Below are 20,003 nucleotides of genomic sequence, written 5' to 3' on the forward strand. Positions count from 1 at the left end.
ATCACGTGACTTCTCTCCAATCCCCGGCTGAACGCTATGCCGCAGCACGCAAACGCGTGACCCAGCCGATTCTGCAAGCCTTTCGTGCCGCACGCCGCTTTGAGCTTGATCCCTTTCAACTTGAGGCCTGTGCCTCGATCGAGTCCGGAAACAGTGTGCTTGTGGCAGCGCCAACCGGTGCGGGCAAGACGATCGTGGCCGAGTTCGCTATTTTTCTGGCAATGCAGCATCCGTCGAAGAAGGTCTTTTACACGGCCCCGATGAAGGCACTGAGTAACCAGAAGTTTCAAGAGTTTGTGGCCGAATACGGCGCAGACGAGGTAGGGCTTCTTACCGGCGACACCAACATTAATGCCAAGGCGCGCATCGTGGTGATGACCACAGAGGTTCTCCGCAACATGCTCTACGCGGACTCTGACCTGCTCACGAATCTTGCCTTCGTCGTCATGGATGAGGTGCACTATCTCGCAGATCGATTCCGCGGAGCGGTCTGGGAAGAAGTGATCATCCATCTTCCACAGCACGTGCGGATGGTCTCCCTGAGCGCGACGGTGTCGAACGCTGAGGAGTTTGGTGATTGGTTGCAGGCTGTTCGTGGTGAAACCGATGTCATTGTCTCCGAGGAGCGGCCTGTTCCCCTGGAACAGCATGTGCTCGTCAAGAACAACATGCTGGATCTTTTTGATGCCGCAGGGCTCGTGGGGACGCACCGGGTCAATCCGGAACTTGTGCGGTTGTCGCAGGCGGGGTCTCGGGGCAGCAGTGGGCGCGGCGGGCGGGGCACACGCAGCGGGGAAGACCGCCGCACGGATTACCGCGGACGCCACCAGAACAGGCCTGACTTCGTTCCGCAGCGCTCGGAAACCACGCGCATGGACCGCGCGGAGATCGTGCGCATGCTCGAGGGCAAGCATCTGCTTCCGGCGATCTTCTTCATATTCAGTCGCGTGGGCTGCGACCAGGCCGTTCGCCAAGTGTTGCGCGCCGGTGTGCGCCTGACCAATGAACACGAGCGCGATGAGATCCGCGAGATCGTGGACGAGCGCTGCCGGACGCTCCTGGATGAAGACCTCGGCGTGCTGGGCTACTTTGAGTGGTTGGACGGATTGGAACGGGGCGTCGCCGCGCACCACGCCGGCATGCTGCCCGCCTTCAAAGAGGTGGTCGAAGAGCTCTTTCAGAAGAAGCTCGTCAAGGCGGTCTTCGCGACGGAAACACTGGCACTCGGCATAAATATGCCCGCGCGCACGGTCGTGCTCGACAAGCTCGAGAAATTCAATGGCGAGGCACGCGTTCCCATCACCCCCGGGGAGTACACCCAGCTCACCGGACGTGCGGGTCGCCGCGGGATCGACACCCTCGGCCACTCCGTTATTCAGTGGCAGCAGGGACTTGACCCGCACGCCGTGGCAGCCCTTGCTTCCCGGCGCACGTACCCTCTCAACTCCAGCTTCAAGCCCACGTACAACATGGCCGTGAACCTCATCGATCAGTTTGGCCGGGAACGCACCCGAGCCGTGCTCGAGTCCTCCTTTGCTCAGTTTCAGGCGGATCGTTCCGTCGTCGATCTAGCCCGAACGGTGCGAGCGCAGGAGGAGTCTCTGTCGGGGTTCGCCGAGGCGATGACCTGCCACCTCGGTGACTTCGCTGCGTACACGACGATCAGGCGGCAACTTACCGAGTGTGAGCGTGCCGTCTCGAAAAGCGATAAATCTCTGCGTGGCGAGCGGGACAAGCGGCAACGCGAAATCGCCAACCTTCGCAATGCCATGCGCGCTCATGCCTGCCATCACTGCCCCGAGCGGGAGCAACATGCTCGCTGGGCCGAGCGGTGGTGGAAGCTGTCGCGTCAGACGGAGGCACTGAGTGAGCAGATTAGCGCGCGTACCGGTGCCATTGCTCGGGTCTTTGACCGCGTCAGTGACGTTCTTCTCGGCTACGGATACCTCACGAAGAATCTTAACGGACGCGTTGAGCTGAGCGACAGCGGTCGTATTCTCCGTCGCATCTATGCCGAACGCGACCTGCTCGTGGCCGAGGCGCTGCGCAGAGGGCTGTGGAACGATCTTGATCCCGCGGGCCTGGCCGCGATGGCGTGCGCGCTCGTTTTCGAACCGCGACGCGACGAGGGGATGCTCGATGCACGTTATTTGCCGCGGGGGGCGTTCCGACCCGCGCTCGAGGAGACGCAGGATCTGTGGAGTCGTATTGACGACCTTGAACGCGAACACAAGCTTCCTGGCAGTAAGCCACTCTCGGTGGGCTTGAGCCTTCCGATGTGGAACTGGGCGCGGGGCGGATCACTGGGTGATGTTCTCCTCGAGGCGGAGATGGCCGCGGGAGACTTTGTGCGCTGGACCAAGCAAACGATCGACCTCCTCGATCAGCTCTCCGTCGTGGCGGATGGGCCGGTGGGCCGTGCGGCCCGTCAGGCGATGCAAGACGTTCGGCGCGGCATTGTTGCGTATTCTTCGGTTTCCTAGATGCCGTCACTGAACCAACAGGGGAGTGAGCGTGCCCTCACGCTTCCGTTCTGGGCGGCCCTTGTGCTCGCAGGCCTTGCCGGAGTGGTGCTGGACGCCGGATATCCGGATCGTGACATGTGGGTTCTCGCCCCCGTGGGTGTCGCCCTTATGTTTGTGTCGCTTCTTGGCCGGGGGCCCTGGACCGGGCTCATCATCGGTCTGGTTGCGGGTCTCTCGTTCTGGCTCACCCACATCTACTGGATCACCCTGTACCTGGGTCCGGTCCCGTGGATCGCGCTCGGCGGGCTTCAAAGCATCTTCTTCGCGGTGGGACTGTCCCTGACAGCTGTGGTGCTGCGGATGGGACCGCGACTATGGCCAAGCCGGCTCGGCCGGCTTCTGGTCGTGCCGGTGGTTGTGGCCGGGCTGTGGACGGCACGAGAAGCTATCTCCGCAGTGTGGCCCTACGGCGGTTTCGCGTGGGGTCGAGTGGCATTGAGTCAGTCCGAGGGGCCCTTTGCCTCGTTGGTGGCCTGGGTGGGAATGTCCGGCCTTAGCTTTCTGATTGTTTTCCTGAGCGCCCTCACGATTCAGCTTCTCCGCAGCGTGCAGCTCGACCACGTTCAACACGCCGCCATTGCCGTCGCCACCATTCTGCTCCTCCTCCTCGTTCCTGCATTTCCGGTACTGGAGAGTGGCACAACCCGCCTTGCCGCCATCCAGGGCGCCTCGGATGCAGGGCTGAACGCCCAGTATGAGCCCGGGCAGATTCTCAATGACCATGTCTCGGCCACCCTTCCCATCATTGGCGAGGACGTTGATTTTGTGGTGTGGCCAGAAAACGCCAGTGATATCGACCCCTTGCGCTACCCGCAGGCTGCCCGGGTGCTCGATTACATCAGCCGGGAAATGAGCGCACCGGTCCTTGCTGGAACGATCACCCTTCAGGACGGAACCTACTTCAACAGTTCTTTGCTCTGGAAGGCGGACCAGGGCGCAGTCGATATCTACGACAAGGTACATCCGGTCCCATTTGCGGAGTACATGCCCGACCGGGCATTTTGGCGTCCGTTTGCACCTGATCTCATTGATCTCATCGGCCGCGACTATGGCATCGGCACGCGCGACAATATTTTTGACATCGACGGCGTCATAGCGGGCATCGCGATCTGCTTTGATATCGCCGATGATCAGCTCATTCACAACATGATTGATGATCACGCCGAGATTATTCTCGGCCAGACAAACAACGCGGACTTCGGGTACACCGACGAGAGTGTTCAGCAGCTGGCCATTGCTCGGCTGCGTGCTCTTGAGTCTGGCCGTACGGTCGTGAACATCTCCACGGTGGGCACGAGTGCCATCATCGGGCCTGACGGTCAAACCATCGATCGTCTGCCTACCTGGGAGCCGGGTGCCATGGTGCAGACGGTGCCACTCAGCTCCACCATCACCCCGGCAATGGCCGGCGGACGCCAGATTGAATGGTTTGTCTCGGGGCTGGGACTAGCGGGGTTTCTTCTCTGCGCACTCGGAACCCGGCTCAGTCGACAGAGGTTGTCGTCACCCGAGCGTTAACAAGAAACGGTCCCGCAGCCGTGAGGCTCGGGACCGCTCGTTAGTGCGTCACAGTGGTGCGGTTAGGCACCAATCTTCTGCTGGCCGCGACGTTCGCGCAGAACTGTGAGGCGCTCCTGAAGGAGTTCCTCGAGTTCGGCGCGCGTCCGGCGTTCCAGCAACATATCCCAGTGACTACGGGCGATCTTTTCACCGGAGTGATCAACGATCACCGGTGTCGAGTCCACAAGTCGGGTGGCGACTCGGGAGCAGTACTTGCACTCCCATTCGTCGGGGGCTTCGGCGTCGGCCGAAAAAATCATGACGGTCTCTTTGCTGCACGTTGCACACCGGTAGGTGTGCGTTACTCGTGCGGAAAAAGTGACGCCCTCTTCGCTCTGCAGGCTTTGTGCGCCTAATCTCATGCCACGTAAACTGCGGTCAGCCATCGTGTGGTCTCCTCTCGCGATGCAATCACAGTTCTCGCGATGCATTCCCAGTTGTAAACCATCAAGCTGGGCGTTACCTTTCCAGTTCCCCCATTTTAGGGGGCAACTCTCAGGTTAGACCTGTTAACCGCGCTCTGCCACCAGCGCAACGGCGATATCGGTGCGATCCGTGACGAGTCCATCGACTCCGATGTCGAGTAGACGGCGCATGGTGGACACATCATTCACGGTCCACACGTGTACCTCGACACCAACATCATGCATTCGGCGAACGAACCGCGGGGTGACAATCCGCAGTGGGCCAGCAGTCTCCGGCACCTGGACGGCCGCAAGGCCACGCAGAGACCGACGAACCATGACCGTGGGAGCCAGCGTCGCGGCGAGAACCGCTTTCACAACACGCAGCGAGGAGGCGGATGTGGCAACGCCGGGCAAGAGATCGCACGCGCGATGGCGCCGCTCCTCAGAAAAAGACGTGATCAGCACCCGAGGTATGGCCCGTGCCTCCAAAATCGCCGTGACCGTGGGGACCACCGCGTCGTCGGCCTTGATATCAATGTTGAAGAGGGCATCCGGAAAGGCGTCGAGAGCCTCAGACAGGGAGGGCATGAACTGCCCGTTGCCGAGGCCACAGCGTTTCAGCTCCGCCACGGTTGACTGATCGATGCGGGTTTTCAGACCGAGACGTGCCAGGTCAGGGTCATGACTAATGACGGCCACAGCATCACTGCTGGCGTGGACATCCGTTTCGAGATGGGTCGCCCCAGACGCCAGGGCAGACAGGAATGCGAGGAGTGTATTCTCCGGGGCCTCCCGCGCCAAGCCGCGGTGGGCGAGAATGCGTGTTCCCGGCTGCGCGAGAAAGCGGGACGGGGCACCTGCGGACACCCGCTACGCCGGAGGCGCGGGGGGAACGCGCCCGGGGGACTCCGGCGCACCACCCTTCGGGCCAAAAGCGTTGCCGATGCCCTTCATGGCTTCGGTGAGTTCACTCGGAACAATCCAGAGCTTGTTCGCACTGCCCTGGGCGAGCTTAGGCAGCGTAAGCAGGTATTGATAGGCCAGCAGCTTCGGATCGGGATCCCCGTCGTGAATTGCCTTGAAGACGGTTGTGATTGCTTCCGCCTCGCCCTGTGCGCGGAGCACGGCAGCTTTGGCGAATCCTTCGGCCTCGAGAATCGAGGCCTGCCTGGCTCCCTCGGCGGTGAGAATGGCCGATTGCTTTGTTCCCTCCGCGGTGAGGATGAGGGCACGGCGGTCTCGCTCGGCACGCATCTGCTTCTCCATGGAGTCCTGAATGGATATGGGCGGGTCAATGGCCTTCAACTCGACGCGTCCCACTCGGATTCCCCACTTGCCCGTGGCCTCATCCAGCACAATTCTCAGCTGGCCGTTGATGTTATCGCGGCTGGTGAGGGCCTCTTCAAGGTTGAGGCCACCGACGACGTTACGTAGCGTGGTGGTGGTCAGCTGCTCAACTGCCCCCAAATAGTTGTTGATCTCGTACGTGGCTGCACGGGCATCCGTCACCTGAAAGTACACGACGGTGTCGATGGAGACAACCAGGTTGTCTTCGGTGATTACGGGCTGAGGTGGGAACGACACCACCTGTTCTCTCATGTCGATGAGGGGACGCAGACGATCGATGAAGGGAATCAGGATGTTCAGGCCCGGTAACAACGTTTTGTGGTACCGCCCAAGCCGTTCCACGACCCCCGCATTCGCCTGGGGAATAATGCGAATGGATTTGGCGAGGGTCACAATGACCGCGGTGATCAGCGCGACAACCACGATGACCACGATGATTTGAGTCAAAATTGTTCCAAAATCGTTCATGACGCCTTCCGTTCGGCGGGCGTAACCACAGCGGTTGCCCCGTCTATTGCAGTGACAACGACACGCTCACCCGGAACGAGGTGGTCAGGGTGGGCATCGGGGGAGAGGCGGGCCGTCCACGTCTCTCCGTTGGAGAGCCGCACGAGTCCGCCCGTCGACTCCAGAGTCTTGACGACGTCACCGCCCAGCCCCAACAGCGCGTCCACATTGGATTTGGCCGGATCTCCGCCGCGCTTCAGGGCACGCAGCAGAGGCGGTTTGATGGCCACCAGCAGGGTGAGCGCAAGAAGTGCCGCGATCACGAGTTGCAGCCACCACGGCACTCCGAGGAGGCCCGAGAGGAGGCCGCCAACGCTTCCGATGGCGATCATGAGGAAGGTGAGTTCCAGTGTCATCATCTCGATGCTGAGGAACAGCAAAATGAGCACGAGCCAGACGATCCATGCATATTCGGCTATAAAAGCATCCATGACGTCCCCCTTTTCAACAGGTTCTTCCTTCAAAACTAGCAGGTGGAAGCCGGTTTTATCGGGTCTCTTGGTAGTCTCAGAGCTTGCGATCCGTTCGCACTTCGACTCGTTATCTTCTAAAGGAGCACGCGTGACCACCCCACTTGCAGCAGGATCACTTATCGGCAAGCGCGTTCTTGTGACGGGATCGTCCCGAGGAATCGGCGCCGATACCGTGTCGTACTTCGCGGCAGCGGGAGCATCCGTTGTCATCAATTTTCGCAATAAGGAGGCTCGGGCCAAGAAGCTTGCAGACTCGATCCGCGCTGCGGGCGGGACGGCCATTACCGTGGGCGCCGACCTGACCGATTCGGCGTCCGTCACCGCCATGTTCGAAACGATTCGAGCGGAATTCGGTGGACTCGACATTCTCGTCATGAATGCCTCCGGCGGAATGGAAAGCGGAATGGCAGCCGACTACGCGATGGTACTCAACCGCGATGCCCAGGTGAACCTGCTTACGACGGCGCTGCCCGTGCTGGGGGAGGGGTCGCGCGTTGTGTTCGTGACCAGCCATCAGGCTCACTTTGTGCAGACCACGGCCACGATGCCGGAGTATGAGCCGGTTGCGCGCAGCAAACGCGCCGGTGAGGACGCCCTCCGCGCCATGGCTCCGCAGCTGGAGAAGGCCGGGATCGGTTTCGTCGTGGTGTCTGGTGACATGATCGAGGGGACCATCACCGCCACTCTGCTGGAGCGTTCCAATCCTGGCGCGCTGGGACTCCGTAAGGAGGCCGCCGGTCGCCTCTACAACGTGAGCGAATTCGCCGCCGAGATCGTGCAGGCCGCCGTTGAGCCTGTGCCGGAAGGCACCCTGCCCGAAAATCACACCCGTTACGTCGGCGACATCACCGAGTTCCGCCAGGCATAACAATGAAGTCAGCCGATCTGCCGCTGCTGCAGTCCGTGTCACGACCGACCATTCATCCGGACACCTCGCGAGCCGTTGTCTCCGTTGTTCGAGCCGATTTTGCAGCGGATGACTACGTCGGCCAACTTTGGACGGTTCCGTTTGGCGACGGCACCACGCCGCAACGTCTGACGCGTGGACATCGGGACTCGTCGCCGCAGTTTTCGCCTGATGGCACGGTTCTCGCGTTTCTTCGCTCCGGACCGGGTGCGCCCGCACAGTTGTTCGTGGTTGATGCTGCTGGGGGAGAGCCGGTCAAGGTCACGCGCGTGACGCTCGGTGTCAGTGATTTTCGCTGGCGCCCCGACTCGGCCAGTATTGCGTGTGTGACGCGGGTACCGGAGCCGGGACGGTACGGAACAGTGTCGGGCCTCGAGGCCGGCTCGGAACCGGCGCGTCGGATCACCACGCAGCGGTATCGGTCAAACGGTGTGGGGTTCACGTCGGACCGTCGCTCACACGTGTTCATGGTGGCCGTGCCCGACGTGTGGGCCGAGCCGGTGCCGTCTGCCGTCCCATCGGTTCGGGACGCGGTCGACGCCACGGGCGCAGTCGCACAGCCCGTTGACTCCAGCAACAGTGCACCCCTCGGATTCCCGCAAGCCCGCCAGGTAAGTGCGGGGGACTACGACCATGCGGGTCTGATCTTTTCCGCCGATGGATCGCGTCTGCTGAGCGTGTCGGCGCGTCATCTCGACCGGGACCGGGACCTCCGGTCGGAGGTTGTGGAATTTGCGGTGCCGGTCGACCTGTCCGCGGCAGAGGATGCCCTATCCTTTCGGGTTGTTGTCTCGGAAAATGAGAATCTGAGCATCTCGACCATCACGATGGCAGAGGACGGACAACTTTTTCTTCTCGCCACGAACGTGGGAATCAGCGGGCGCGATTTCGTCGGAGCCAACACAGCGTTGTACGTGCTCGAGGCGAGCGGGGAGCGAAGCCCGCACCGGGTTACCGACCCCAACGTAATCGATCTGGACGCATCCGGGGGACTCAGCGTGACTGCGGACGGTCAGGTGCTGGCCCAGAATTGCAGCCGGGGTGAGGTTCATCTCGTGCGCATCGACTCCGAGGGTGTTCTTGACCCGGTCTCGTCGGGTGCGATGGTTGTCACGGCGCACGACAGTGTGGGGTCGACCATTGTGTATGCCTTTCAGGACGGATCGACTGCGGGCGACCTCCGGCTCGTCGGGTCCGGCAGCACGACTCTCACGGACTTTTCGGCACCGGTCAGGCAGCTTGGTGTGGCGCCGGTGGCCGAGCTCACGGTTCAGGGCCGGGACGGCTACCCGGTGCACGGCTGGGTGCTGACCCCGCCGGGAGACGGGCCCCACCCGGTGCTGTTGAACATCCACGGCGGGCCGTTTGCCCAGTACACCGTGGCGCTCCTCGACGAAGCCCAGGTGTACGTCGATGCGGGTTATGCCGTCGTGATGTGTAACCCACGCGGGTCGGCTGGTTACGGTCAGGCTCATGGCCAGTCGATCCGCGGCGCGCTGGGCACAGTCGACCAGGATGATGTGCTGGATTTTCTGGATGGCGCACTGGCCGCGCGGCCTCGGCTTGATTCTGCCCGAGTGGGTATTATGGGCGGATCCTATGGCGGATATCTCACGGCCTGGATCATTGCTCACGACCATCGTTTCGTCGCGTCAATTGTGGAGCGAGGTTATCTCGACCCCGAACGATTCATCGGTACGTCCGATATTGGTGACTTCTTCAGCGAGGAATACACCGGAACAAACGTGGAAGACATGCAACGGCAGAGTCCGCAGGCCGTCGTCGGGAACGTGTCCACTCCCACGCTGGTCATGCACTCGGCCGATGACCTTCGGTGCCCGCTGTCACAGGGCGAACGGTATTATTCTGCGCTCAAGCGTGGTGGAGTCCACAGTGAACTCGTCATATTCCCGGGTGAGAACCACGAATTGAGCCGTGGCGGGAGCCCTCGACACCGGCTGCAGCGCTTTGAGATCATTCTTGAGTGGTGGGCGTGCTTCCTGCCCTCGGCACAGAACCTCGGCAGCGACACCGCCGGCCAGCCCCGATGTGACGCATCGTAAAGCACCCGCGTAAAGCACCGCGTAAACCCGCCGTTCGTGGCCCCTCTTTAACCTCACCTGCAGTGACCGATAATGCACATTATGTCAATACGCAGCTCTCGTTGGCACAAAAATGGTTAGACGGCTGAGGTGATCGTGCGCCGTGCATCGTCGCCGAGGATCTCGGAGGCGGCCCGTCCCCGCGCCTTGGCCAGATACATGTCCTGGTCGGCCCGGTGCAGAAGCTTCTCGGGGTCTTCCTCGCCCGCACCCCACGCCATTCCAATACTGACCCCAACCGTGACAGTCATGGCCCCGAGTGAAATCGGACGGGTAATCAGTTCCTGAAGGGCATCCGCTCGTGTAACGAGGTCTTGCGTGGCTCGGATATCGGGAAAAACAACCACAAATTCGTCGCCACCGATCCGAGAAATGGTGTCGGTGGTTCGAGTTCCCCGACGGATTCGGGCAGCTACTTCGATCAGGACGGCATCTCCGGCCTGATGGCCCAGCGTGTCGTTGACCGCTTTGAAACCGTCCAAATCCAGAAAAAGCACCCCAATGCGAGTGCCGGACTTCCTCGCCTGCCTCATCTCGGCATTCAAGCTTTCGAGAAGTCGTAACCGGTTGGGAAGATCGGTGAGGGGATCATGGAATGCGAGGTGTTTCACCCGTGCCTCAGCAGCACGCAGGGCGGTCACGTCGGTCACACTGCCGAGATGTCCGACAAAGGCATCGTTCAGCACAATCGGCGCCGCCGTGATCTGCACCCAGTTCTCCTGCCCGTTCGGCAGACGAAATCGAACCGTGTCCTCAAAAGGTGCCGTGCTGGTGAGGTAATCGCCCCACGCGGCATGAACGCGTTCGACATCGTCTGGACCCAGCAGAGACGTCCAGCAGTCCACGGCTCGAGTGCGCTCGTCGGTGACACTCGACAGCGCAACCCACCGTTCGTTCGTGGCCGTGGCTCGCCCCTCAGCGTCGAACTGCAGAATTCCCACCGGTGCGAGCTGTATCAGTGACTGCAACGAGGCCGCAGTGGCCGACAGCTCCCGCGTACGAGCAGTGACCGTTTCCTCCAAGACCCGGTTGGCGTGAAATAACGCCGCAGTGGCTTCAGTGTGAAGATGGTCCAGGACCCGGAGGCGTCGTGACGCCAGCCATCCCACGATGCAGCCCAGCAGAGTCATCATCAAAACCAAGGATGCGATGGCAAATCGGGTATCGAACCACCCAGACTGCTGGGCAGCGAGCAGGAGAAAACCCAGCAGCGCTGGTCCGAACAGCACGGTGGGCAGAACAAGTCGCAGCAGTTGCCCGCCACTCCCGCTCTCGCGTGCCACACCCAGGAGACCATGGGACGGGTACTGCAGGAGGACGGCTCCGGACAGGACTGTCAGACTGAGCGCTGTGGGCAAAGCCATGCTGGTTGCGCCACCGATGGTGTACAGCGATGACACGTTGTACAAATAACCGAGGAGCGCCATCAGACTCAGTCCGAGCGAGATGAGCGCGCACCCCAGGGTGAGGCCCGGCCGGCGCCCCGCTCGGGACAAGACAGCTCCTCCGAGCACCAGGAGGGAGGCTGCCGTCGTTGGGGCCATCCTCGCCGTGTCGCCACGCAGATCAATTCCGGGCATCAGCGTATCGATCCCGAGCGAGGGACCGAAGATGTATTCCACCAGAGTGAGTGCACCGGCGAGGGCCGCCGCTCCCCCGAACGCAAACATCAGCCTGGTGCGCCGCGTTGACGTACCGTGCATCAGCAGTGTGCTGAGAGAGATCAGAACGACCGCCGCTGCAGCCGTTGGCTTGATGGAACCGTAACCGGGAAAGAACTCGGTGAGAACGGAAATGCCTGCATACCAGCCGAATAGCACAAGCAAAGCAGTCAGGCCCACCGCACCCGCAATAACTCGTCCGACCTTTGGCACTAATCCCCCGCTCCCGCTTCACAGGACGTGCAGCAGATGATTCCAGCATAGATCGATAGAACAGGCCCGATCGACAGAACTGGCCCGGGGGCGAGCCCGATCAGTGCTGAAGCGGAGGCTTGGTGTGGATCACCATTCCCAGTTCGTTGACCGGTTCAAAGGCATCGCGATCCCATGCTCCCGGATGCGGAACGGGGCAGTTGAGGATGGTGTTCTTCGTTGAATGGTCTATAAAGTGCTCGCGCATGGCACTGCCGCACACCGGACATGCTTGAGCGCCCAGCTGTTGGGCAAGAGCCCGAAGCTCCCCCTCGCTCGACTTTGCATTGACGTCTGGATTCATGCGATCAGAGTACGCTCAATTCGATAAAATAAACAGAGTGTGCTAGAGAACGAGTGTCAGGTGTTGTCCTCGCCGAAGCCGGACTCCAAGAGAGCAGCAAGGGCAGCCACCGCATCTGTCGCGTCAGTGCCGAGAGCCGAGATCTCCGCCGTCATCCCCCGCGACAACCCGAGCGACATGATGCCGAGCAAGCTCGTGGCGTCCATGCCGTTGACGAGGACTGTCGCCTCGAAGGTTGCAGCGAGGGTCACAAATTCGGCAGCGGGACGCGCGTGTAACCCGTCCCGGTTCACCAGCGTGACCGCTCGAAAAACGGATGCCTCCTGGTCCGACGCTGGGACCCGCTCAGCGCTGGTCGGCTCCGGCCGTTGCGGGTCCGCCCGTTGCGGATCCCTGGCCGATAGCGCGGCAGCGGCCACCGTGGTCAGGTCTCCCCCGATCTCTGCCGCGACGGCGGCAGCCACGCCGCCCTCCACGAGCGGAGCATCCACAATCCGAATGCGAGCACGAAGGTCCTCATCCAGAAAGTCCAGCGCGGTCTCAGCCGTGAGGATGGCGGAACCCAGGTCGCACAGCACGACCGCGCTGCCCTCCCCCGCCGCGGTGAGCATCCCTTCGGATACCTTGAGAAAACTTGTGCCGATTCCGTCATCATCGGTACCGCCCGCCGGAACAAGAATGGCGTGGGGAGCCATCTGCCGTGCCAACGCAGTCAGCCCCTCGGCGATGAGCGAACTGTGGGACACAAAGACGAGGCCCACTCGCCCGGTATCGTCACCCATCAGATAGTCACCGTGTTGACCGCGGCCCGCAGCAGGAGCCGGGTGGACTCAGCACCCGGATCACGGTGTCCCCGCGCGCGCTCTCCGAGATAGCTCGCGCGCCCCTTCCGGGCCACCAATGGTTCGGTGTCGACGGCGCCCTGGTCTGCCGCATCGGCGGCAGCTCTCAGGATCTCCTGTGGCGTACCACCGTCAGCAGCGCACGCAGCGGCGGCCTCCACGGCCGGGGTCCATGCGTCGATCATGGTCTTGTCCCCCACGACCGCCTTGCCGCGCAGCACGATGCCATCCCGAGCGGCCGTCAGAAATGCCACGGTTCCGGCAGAATCCACGTCGGATAACCCGGCAGCGGCGACAGCTGCTTTCAGAAACGCCGTGCCGTAGAGCGGACCGGACGCACCACCCACCGTGGAAATGAGGGTGCTGGCCACCAGTTTGAGAACGTCCGCAGGCACACTCTCCGCCTCCACGACAGCAAGCCGCTCAGCAATAGCCTGAAAGCCACGGTCCATGTTTTCACCGTGATCGCCGTCACCAATTTCACGATCCAGAGTGTTGAGGTCACTGCGATTCTCAGCAATAACCTCCGCAGACAGCCGCATCCACCCAATCATCCACGTTGTCGTCAAATTCATGTGTCTGCGTTACCTTCCCCAGCGCAAAGCGGATGTCTGAACAGGTGCGTCCCAGAGGTCAGTCAACTCCTCGTCCAGTTTGAGGACAGAGATCGACGCTCCCTGCATGTCCAGGCTCGTCGTGTAGTTCCCCACGAGCGACCTCGTCACCGTGATTCCACGCTCAGCGAGCACCTCGGCCGCGCGCCGGAACAGGATGTAAAGCTCAATCTGCGGGGTGCCGCCCATGCCATTCACAAAAAGCAGCACATTGTCACCGCTCGTGAACGGGAGATCTTCGAGGATCGGCTCGAGCAGGCGATCGACGATGGCATCGGCGGGCTCCAGCGGAATACGTGCCCGGCCCGGTTCGCCGTGAATGCCGATGCCAATCTCAACCTCATCGTCGGCGAGTACAAAACTCGGCACTCCCGCGTGTGGCACCACACACGCGGTGAGGGCAACGCCCATGGAGCGGACCGAAGAATTCACCTTTTCGGCGATACCAGCGACGGTCTCGAGATCGTCCATTCGCTCCGCCGCGGCACCGGCAATCTTCTCCACCAATACGGTGCCGGCAACCCCGCGTCGTCCGGCTGTATACAGCGAATCCTTGACGGCCACGTCATCGTTGGTGATGACAGCCCGAACTTCGATATCTTCCAGAAGCGCGAGGTCGGCGGCCGTCTCGAAGTTCAGCACGTCCCCGGTGTAGTTCTTGACGATGTGCAGAACACCAGCCCCACCGTTGACCGCCTTGGTCGCCGCGAGAATCGGGTCAGGTGTCGGCGACGTGAACACGGGACCGGGCACAGCCGCATCCAGCATTCCGAAACCCACAAACCCACCGTGCAGGGGCTCATGCCCACTTCCGCCACCGCTGACAATGCCGACCTTGCCCCGAACTGGGGCGTCTGCACGCGCAATGAACAGCGGGTCCGTCGATACGCGCACCACGTCTGCGTGAGCAGCTGCGAAGCCCGCCACCGCTTCGGCGACGACATTGCTTGGATCATTGATGAGTTTCTTCATGGTTATCCATTCACTCCATGGACTCCGGTTTCCCGAAGGTGTCGGCTCTGACACGCCAAACATACGCGAAACCCGGCAGCTTCACCTGCGTGTCGCGCTAACCCACTCTGCGAGTTTGGACGTCCCTGCGCCCGAGTCAATGGCGTCTGCGGCCACGCGCAGCTTCGCACGGAAGCGGTCAAGAATCGCAACCTGCACCTGAGAAGGATCATTGGCCAGGTCGAAGGCCACAAGGCCAGCCGCCGCGTTCAGCAGCACAATGTCCCGAATGGGGCCCGGCTCCCCGGAGAGGACCGCGTGTACGACGGCGGCATTGTGCTGAGCGTCTCCACCCACAAGATCCCTCATCTGGGCACGCGCGATGCCCAATTCCCGTGGATCGATGTCGTGTTCGGTAACGAGCCCTCGGCTCACCTCCCAGACGTGGCTGTGACCCGTGGTGGTGAGCTCGTCAAGACCGTCATCGCCGCGAAAGACGAGTGCGGTCGCTCCTCGCGTCTGAAAGACACCGACAAAGAGTGGAACTCGATCAAGATTCGCCACCCCTACAGCGGATGCCTCCGGTCGCGCTGGATTGCACAGCGGGCCCAGATAGTTGAAGACGGTTGGAATACCCAGTTCCGCACGGGTGGACGCGGCGTGACCGAATCCCGGGTGGAAGGCTGCAGCGTACGCGAACGTGATTCCAGATTCCCGGAGAACCTCGGCCACACGATCAGCCGGAAGTGCCAGGTCTATGCCGAGCGCCGAAAGTACGTCCGATGAACCCGAAGCTGAACTTGCGGCTCGGTTCCCGTGTTTCACCACCGGTACGCCGGCCGCCGCACACACGATCGACGCCATCGTCGAAATGTTCACCGTTCCGAACCGGTCACCACCGGTACCCACGATGTCGAGGCCCATGGAATCGACGTTCAGCGGGACCGCGTGTTCGAGAATTGCATCGCGGAACCCGACGATCTCGTTGACGGTCTCCCCTTTTGCTCGCAACGCCACCAAAAAAGCGCCCAATTGCGCCGGTGTCGCCGCCCCCAACATCACCTGCTCCATGCACCACGCCGCATCCGCCACGCTCAGGTCTTCACCATCAAGAAGAGCGGTAAGAATATTTGGCCAAGTCTGGGAATCAAGCATGTGGCCAATTCTACTGAAATAGCCCCACTTCCCTGTCTCCGTCGGCATCCCGGCTCCTTTTGAAGGGGACCCTAACCCCACAACTGGTGCGCCACACCAGACCGAATGAGAAAAACCCGGGCGGAAATCGGCCATAATAGAAGGGTGACCAGCACCTCAATTACTCAGACGGCGATAGCACCCGTTGTGAACCGGCCTAACAGCGTGGCTGTGGGCACCATTGTGTGGCTGGGTAGCGAGGTGATGTTCTTTGCGGGACTCTTCGCCATCTATTTCACCCTTCGATCGACCTCACCTGAGCTGTGGCTCTTTGAGGCCGATAAGCACAACTTCACCTTTGCGTTGATCAATACGCTCATCCTGGTGTCGTCATCCGTGACCTGCCAAGCCGGCGTTTTTGCTGCCGAGCGCTTGCAGGCTCGCTCAACGGGCTGGAAGCCCAGCGAGTGGGGCATGGTTGAGTGGTTCTTCCTCACCTACGCCCTGGGTGCGATCTTCGTAACCGGACAGGTATTCGAATACGCCACACTCGTTTCCGAGGGAATATCACTCGGATCCAACGCGTACGGCTCGGCCTTCTACATAACCACGGGGTTCCACGGAATCCACGTGACGGCAGGCTTGATCGCGTTCCTCCTCATCATTGGTCGCGGTTTTGCAGTCAAGAACTTCGGTCACAAGGAAGCCACCAGCGCCATCGTGGTTTCTTACTACTGGCACTTCGTCGACGTCGTCTGGATCGGGCTTTTCCTGGTCGTCTACGTTCTTAAATAAGAAGCAGGAGCGGACACCTTCAGCATGACCATGAACAACACCCACCCAGTCGCAACGCCCCGCAAGGTTGGCAAAGCACGTAAGACCGGCCGTCGGCATCCTCTGGCCAGCGTCGCACTCATCGCCATCGGCTTGCTCTTCACTGGTGCCGGTTACGCGGCCCTCAGTACCTCAACCGCAACCGCTTCTATCGACGTAGCGTCGCAGCAGACGATCAGTGAGGGCGAGAAACTCTTCGCTGCTAACTGCGCTACCTGCCACGGTCTTGCGCTCGAAGGTTCCGAAGAGGCGCCGAGCCTACTAGGTGTCGGTGCCGCCTCTGTGGACTTCCAAGTCGGCACCGGACGTATGCCCCTCCAGGCACACGGGCCTCAGGCTGCGAAGAAGCCGGTTCAGTTCACCGAAGCGCAGACCGCTGCCATGGCTGCCTATGTTGCTTCCCTGTCACCCGGACCCGCCATTCCCACAGGCGAAGTGATCGATGGTCAGGGTGACGCGGCTAACGGCGCCGAACTTTTCCGGATCAACTGTGCAATGTGCCACAACGTGGCAGGTGCCGGTGGAGCGCTCACCGAGGGCAAATATGCTCCGGCAATCAAGAATGTCTCCGGAGAGCACATCTACGAAGCCATGATTACCGGCCCGCAGAGCATGCCCGTCTTCAACGACATGAACGTGTCGGCTGAAGGCAAGCGCGACATCATCACGTACCTCAAGTACATCGAGAACAACCCGTCACCGGGTGGATTCGCTCTCGGATCCTTGGGGCCCGTTGCAGAAGGTCTCTTCATCTGGATCTTCGGTCTGGGAGCACTCGTAGCCCTCACCGTGTGGATCACTGCAAAGTCGAATTGATCGATTACCTCATGCGACACAGCATTGAATTTATAGCTGGTAAAAAGGAGAACAATGGCCAAGGACGATAACGGCGCGGAGCACGTACCTGCCGTCGACTCGTCGAGCGTTGTACGAGTGGGTGCCCCCTCAGGCACCGCCGTCGTCGCGCGCAACTCGCTCGAAAACCCCGGCTTTGCGCCGCACCGCTCTCGCATCACGGATACTAATCCGAAAGAGGAGCGCAAGGCGGAGCGCACCGTTTACACGCTTTTCTACGTGTCGGTTGCTGGCAGCATTTTTGCCATGTTTGCGTATTTCGCTTTCCCCATCACTGCAGAAGACCCGGGTTCGGTTCGCCTCAACAACCTCTTCATTGGTTTGGGCCTAGCGCTTGCTCTGCTCGCCCTCGGTATTGGGGCGGTCCACTGGGGCAAGGCCTTGATGTCTGATCAGGAGGGCGTCGACGAACGCCACCCTGTCCGCGGCACCGATGAGGTTCGTGCTCGTGCCGTGGAGATCTTCCAGCAGGCCAACGAGGAGTCGGGTTTCGGTCGTCGGACCCTTATCCGCAACAGCCTCATCGGGGCGCTCATTGCCTTCCCGCTGCCCGCTGTTGTTCTCTTCCGCGGACTGGGTCCGCAGGACCAAGACCCGGTTGCACTGCTGAAGGAGACCATGTGGGAAAAGGGCATGCGTCTCACGCTGGATCCGTCCGGCACGCCCATTAAGGCTTCTGACCTGACTCTCGGATCTTCCTTCCACGTCATTCCAGAAGGCTTGGCCGAAATGGGCCATGGTCGCCTGGAAGAGAAGGCGAAGGCAGCAGTTCTTCTCATGCGCCTGAAGCCGGATCAACTCAACGAAGCGGACGATCGCAAGGGCTGGTCCTACCAAGGAATCGTTGCGTATTCCAAAATTTGTACACATGTTGGATGCCCCGTTGCTCTTTACGAGCAGCAGACTCACCACCTTCTGTGCCCGTGCCATCAGTCGCAGTTCGATGTCACAAACCACTGCGAAGTCATCTTCGGTCCAGCCAAACGGCCCCTACCGCAGTTGCCTATCACCGTGGACGCCGAAGGCTACCTCATCGCGCAGAGCGATTTCACTGAACCGGTCGGCCCAAGCTTCTGGGAGCGCTCATGACCTCGTTAGACACCCGTAAACCAGTCGAAACCAACAAGTCCAGCCGATTCACGTCGGCTGCGGCAAACTATATTGATGAGCGCACCAGTATTTCTGGTGCTGTGAAAGAGCTCGGTCGGAAGATCTTTCCCGACCACTGGTCCTTCCTGCTCGGCGAAGTCGCGCTCTACAGCTTCGTCATCATCTTGCTCTCCGGGTCCTTTCTGACCTTCTTCTATCAGGCCTCCATGGTCCCGGTGGATTATGAGGGGTCGTACGCTCCGCTAAAGGGCATTGAAATGTCAGCCGCAATGGCGTCGTCTCTTGACATATCCTTCGACATCCGTGGTGGATTGCTCATGCGCCAGGTTCACCACTGGGCGGCACTGCTGTTCGTGGCGGCCATTGGTTTGCACATGCTACGTATTTACTTCACCGGTGCATTCCGCAAGCCGCGTGAGCTGAACTGGGTGATTGGTTTCATCCTCTTCATCCTCGCCATGGCCGAGGGCTTCACCGGTTACTCCCTTCCCGATGACCTGCTGTCCGGAAACGGCCTTCGCATCATCGATGGAATGGTCAAGGGAATCCCCCTTGCTGGGACCTGGATTTCCTTCCTCCTCTTCGGTGGAGAATTCCCCGGAGTGGACATCGTGGGTCGTCTGTACGCACTCCACATTCTGCTGCTGCCGGCCATCATCGTTGCCCTGATCGCCATGCACCTCTTGTTTGTTGTCGTGCACAAGCACACGCAGTACCCGGCGGCCGGCCACACCAACCAGAACGTCGTTGGCTACCCGGTTCTCCCGGTCTACGCAGCCAAGGCCGGTGGATTCTTCTTCATCGTCTTCGGTGTAGTCATGCTGATTGCGTCACTGTTCACCATCAACCCGATCTGGAACTACGGGCCTTACGACCCGTCGCCTGTTTCGGCTGGAACACAGCCTGACTGGTACATCGGATTCGCTGACGGTGCTTTGCGTTTGATGCCACCGGGTCTCGAGTTCGTGTGGTTGAACAACACCTACTCGTTCAACATCTTGATCCCGTTGACAGTGCTGGGTCTGTTCATTCTGACCGTCTTGATTTACCCGTTCATTGAGGGTTGGGTCACCGGCGATAAGCGTGAGCACCACGTGCTTGACCGTCCCCGCAACGCTCCGACCCGCACCGCCATTGGTGCAGCCGGCGTTACGTTCTACGCGGCTCTCTGGGCTGCGGCGTCCTCGGACATCATTGCCACCCATTTCCAAGTCACCATGGAGGGCGTTATTCACACTCTTCAGGCCACGGTTTTGCTTGGCCCGATTGCCGCCTACCTCATCACCAAGCGTGTATGTCTCGCGCTTATGAAGAAGGACCGCGAGATCGTGCTTCACGGTTACGAGTCTGGTCGCATCGTTCGACTACCTGGTGGCGAATACGTTGAGGTACATCAGCCGGTTGACGAGTACGAGCGTTGGAAGCTCATCAGCTATAACGACTACAAGCCGCTGATGACCCGCCCTAACGCTCAGGGCAAGATCACTGCAGTTGAGAAGGTTCGTGCCGGAATGTCACGCTGGTTCTTCGAAGACCGGGTCACCCCGGTGAGCCAGACGGAACTCCAGCAGGCTCACGGCGAGCACCAGACGGAGCTCACCCAGAAGTAAATAGTCAC

The 20,003-nt window shown here is 60.8% G+C and carries 18 protein-coding genes; 8 read left to right on the plus strand and 10 right to left on the minus strand.

Features of this window, described 5'->3' with window-relative positions; genetic code table 11:
• Nucleotides 1-5: 5 nt before the first annotated feature.
• A complete protein-coding gene (locus H4V99_RS08620; RefSeq protein WP_280677334.1) occupies nt 6-2,483 on the plus strand; it encodes a DEAD/DEAH box helicase in 2,478 nt (825 codons plus the stop codon).
• Entirely contained in the window at nt 2,484-4,043 is a 1,560-nt protein-coding gene (gene lnt, locus H4V99_RS08625) for an apolipoprotein N-acyltransferase (RefSeq protein WP_280677336.1), read from the plus strand.
• 62 nt (nt 4,044-4,105) lie between these two features.
• Here the strand turns inward: lnt and H4V99_RS08630 are convergent, their stop codons facing one another.
• The 4 genes from H4V99_RS08630 to H4V99_RS08645 all read right to left on the minus strand — a co-directional run bounded on the left by H4V99_RS08630 (nt 4,106) and on the right by H4V99_RS08645 (nt 6,777).
• Entirely contained in the window at nt 4,106-4,471 is a 366-nt protein-coding gene (locus H4V99_RS08630; protein WP_280677338.1) for an RNA polymerase-binding protein RbpA, read from the minus strand.
• 123 nt (nt 4,472-4,594) lie between these two features.
• On the minus strand, nt 4,595-5,359 hold the full coding sequence (locus H4V99_RS08635; protein ID WP_280677341.1) for a glycerophosphodiester phosphodiesterase family protein: 765 nt from the start codon (nt 5,357-5,359) through the stop codon (nt 4,595-4,597).
• Nucleotides 5,360-5,362: 3 nt separating this feature from the next.
• Nucleotides 5,363-6,307, minus strand: a complete 945-nt coding sequence (locus H4V99_RS08640; protein WP_280677343.1) for an SPFH domain-containing protein — start codon at nt 6,305-6,307, stop codon at nt 5,363-5,365.
• Nucleotides 6,304-6,777, minus strand: coding sequence for an NfeD family protein (locus tag H4V99_RS08645; protein WP_280677345.1), 474 nt, complete (start codon nt 6,775-6,777; stop codon nt 6,304-6,306). The genes H4V99_RS08640 and H4V99_RS08645 overlap by 4 nt, the downstream gene beginning before the upstream one ends.
• A gap of 130 nt (nt 6,778-6,907) precedes the next feature.
• Here H4V99_RS08645 and H4V99_RS08650 point away from each other — a divergent pair, with 130 nt between their 5' ends.
• Together H4V99_RS08650 and H4V99_RS08655 are read left to right on the plus strand one after the other, a co-directional pair.
• Nucleotides 6,908-7,687 carry an SDR family oxidoreductase gene (locus H4V99_RS08650; protein ID WP_280677347.1) on the plus strand — a complete coding sequence of 260 codons (780 nt, stop codon included), beginning with the start codon at nt 6,908-6,910 and terminating at the stop codon, nt 7,685-7,687.
• Between the two features lie 2 nt (nt 7,688-7,689).
• On the plus strand, nt 7,690-9,789 hold the full coding sequence (locus H4V99_RS08655) for a S9 family peptidase (protein ID WP_280677349.1): 2,100 nt from the start codon (nt 7,690-7,692) through the stop codon (nt 9,787-9,789).
• 116 nt (nt 9,790-9,905) lie between these two features.
• Here the strand turns inward: H4V99_RS08655 and H4V99_RS08660 are convergent, their stop codons facing one another.
• The 6 genes from H4V99_RS08660 to trpD all read right to left on the minus strand — a co-directional run bounded on the left by H4V99_RS08660 (nt 9,906) and on the right by trpD (nt 15,607).
• The gene (locus H4V99_RS08660; RefSeq protein WP_280677352.1) at nt 9,906-11,702 is read right to left on the minus strand and encodes a diguanylate cyclase; all 1,797 of its coding nucleotides are present in this window, start codon (nt 11,700-11,702) and stop codon (nt 9,906-9,908) included.
• Between the two features lie 100 nt (nt 11,703-11,802).
• Complete coding sequence (locus tag H4V99_RS08665; RefSeq protein ID WP_280677354.1) at nt 11,803-12,045, minus strand: hypothetical protein; 243 nt, start codon at nt 12,043-12,045, stop codon at nt 11,803-11,805.
• Between the two features lie 56 nt (nt 12,046-12,101).
• The gene (gene dhaM / locus H4V99_RS08670; RefSeq protein WP_280677356.1) at nt 12,102-12,827 is read right to left on the minus strand and encodes a dihydroxyacetone kinase phosphoryl donor subunit DhaM; all 726 of its coding nucleotides are present in this window, start codon (nt 12,825-12,827) and stop codon (nt 12,102-12,104) included.
• A complete protein-coding gene (gene dhaL / locus H4V99_RS08675) occupies nt 12,827-13,462 on the minus strand; it encodes a dihydroxyacetone kinase subunit DhaL (protein ID WP_280677358.1) in 636 nt (211 codons plus the stop codon). Before dhaL ends, dhaM begins: the two co-directional genes overlap by 1 nt.
• A 9-nt stretch (nt 13,463-13,471) precedes the next feature.
• Nucleotides 13,472-14,473, minus strand: coding sequence for a dihydroxyacetone kinase subunit DhaK (gene dhaK, locus H4V99_RS08680; protein ID WP_280677360.1), 1,002 nt, complete (start codon nt 14,471-14,473; stop codon nt 13,472-13,474).
• Nucleotides 14,474-14,554: 81 nt separating this feature from the next.
• Nucleotides 14,555-15,607 (minus strand): anthranilate phosphoribosyltransferase, encoded by a 1,053-nt coding sequence (gene trpD / locus H4V99_RS08685; protein ID WP_280677362.1) that lies wholly within the window; start codon nt 15,605-15,607, stop codon nt 14,555-14,557.
• A 144-nt stretch (nt 15,608-15,751) separates the two neighbouring features.
• On the opposite strand from trpD, the gene H4V99_RS08690 reads away from it, so the two are divergent.
• From H4V99_RS08690 to H4V99_RS08705, 4 genes are read left to right on the plus strand one after another with little or no spacing between them, the layout of a single operon-like run.
• On the plus strand, nt 15,752-16,381 hold the full coding sequence (locus H4V99_RS08690; protein WP_280677364.1) for a heme-copper oxidase subunit III: 630 nt from the start codon (nt 15,752-15,754) through the stop codon (nt 16,379-16,381).
• Between the two features lie 30 nt (nt 16,382-16,411).
• The gene (locus H4V99_RS08695; RefSeq protein ID WP_280680042.1) at nt 16,412-17,236 is read left to right on the plus strand and encodes a cytochrome c; all 825 of its coding nucleotides are present in this window, start codon (nt 16,412-16,414) and stop codon (nt 17,234-17,236) included.
• A gap of 54 nt (nt 17,237-17,290) precedes the next feature.
• Complete coding sequence (locus tag H4V99_RS08700) at nt 17,291-18,364, plus strand: Rieske 2Fe-2S domain-containing protein (RefSeq protein WP_280677366.1); 1,074 nt, start codon at nt 17,291-17,293, stop codon at nt 18,362-18,364.
• Entirely contained in the window at nt 18,361-19,995 is a 1,635-nt protein-coding gene (locus tag H4V99_RS08705; protein WP_280677368.1) for a ubiquinol-cytochrome c reductase cytochrome b subunit, read from the plus strand. Before H4V99_RS08700 ends, H4V99_RS08705 begins: the two co-directional genes overlap by 4 nt.
• Nucleotides 19,996-20,003: the final 8 nt, after the last annotated feature.

It is taken from the genome of Cryobacterium sp. CG_9.6, from assembly GCF_029893365.1.
Classification (GTDB): Bacteria; Actinomycetota; Actinomycetes; order Actinomycetales; family Microbacteriaceae; genus Cryobacterium.